1 protein-coding gene is annotated in these 1,307 nt (G+C 74.8%); it reads right to left on the bottom strand.

Going from position 1 to position 1,307, the window contains the following annotated elements; genetic code table 11:
- Positions 1 to 1,307: polyketide synthase dehydratase domain-containing protein (locus ACWCXH_RS39920; RefSeq protein ID WP_449806418.1), on the bottom strand; the 1,307-nt coding region annotated here is incomplete at both ends.

Below are 1,307 nucleotides of genomic sequence, written 5' to 3'. Positions count from 1 at the left end.
ACCGGCGGAACCTCCACCGGCACCTGCGCCAGCCACTCCACCTCCACGAACTCCGCAGAACCAGCAGACTTCACCGACACCCAGTCCACCCGGAACAACGCGTCCCGACCGGCCGCCGCCACCTCGCCCGCGGACACCGCGCGCACGACCAGCGACCCGACGGTCGCCACCGGGCGCCCCTCGGTGTCGGCGATCGCCAGCGCCACCCCGCCACCCACCGACGGCGTCAGCCGCACCCGGACCGAGGACGCGCCCGACGCGTGCAGCGACACGTCCTCCCACGCGAACGGGACACCGCCCGCGACCTCGCCGAACCCGCCCAGCGCGAACGCGTGGAGGCAGGCGTCGAACAGCGCCGGGTGCAGGCCGAAGCCCGCGCCCTCCGCATCCTCCGGCAGGGCGACCTCCGCGAACACCTCGTCCCCGCGACGCCAGGCCGCGCCGAGCCCCCGGAACGCCGGGCCGTACCCGAACCCGGCCTCCGCCAGGCCCTCGTACAGCCCGGTCAGGTCAACCGACTCGGCACCGGCCGGCGGCCACACCGACGCGTCGAACGCCGCCGGCACCGCACCCGTCCCCAGCACACCGGTGGCGTGCAGGGTCCATTCCGTCCCGTCCGCGTCGTCCGGCCGACCGTGCACGGTGAGCACGCGCCGCCCCGACGCGTCCGGCTCGCCGACCCACACCTGCACCCGCACGCCGCCCTGCTCGGGCAGGACGAGCGGCGCGGCGAGCGTCAGCTCCTCGACGAGGTCGCAGCCGACCTCGTCCCCGGCGCGCACCGCCAGCTCCACCAGCGCCGTGCCCGGAACCAGGACCGAACCCATGACGACGTGGTCCGCCAACCACCCGTGCGAGGGGGCCGACAGCCGACCGGTGAACAGGTAACCGTCCGTGTTGACGAGTTCGACGGCAGCGCCCAGCAGCGGGTGCTCTGCGGCACCGAGGCCCGCGAGTCGGACGTCGCCGCCGCGCGCGAGCGTGACCGTCGGCCAGTAGTACCGGTGCTGGAACGCGTACGTGGGCACGTCCACCGCGCGGGCACCTGTGCCGGCGAAGAGGGCGGCCCAGTCCACGTGCACACCGGTGACGTGCAGGCGCGCGAGGGCGGTCAGGACGGTCACGTCCTCGGGCTGGTCCTTGCGGAGGACGGAGGCCAGCACGGCATCCTCGGAAAGGGAGCCGGCCGCCAGGGCGGTGAGGACACCGTCGGGGCCGAGCTCCACGAAACGCGTGACGCCAGCAACTTCCAGCGCGCGCATGCCGTCGGCGAACCGGACGGCCTCGCGAACGTGGCGCACCCAGTA

The sequence above is a fragment of the Kitasatospora sp. NPDC001660 genome (genome assembly GCF_053596725.1).
This window is presented reverse-complemented; position numbering and strand designations above follow the sequence as displayed.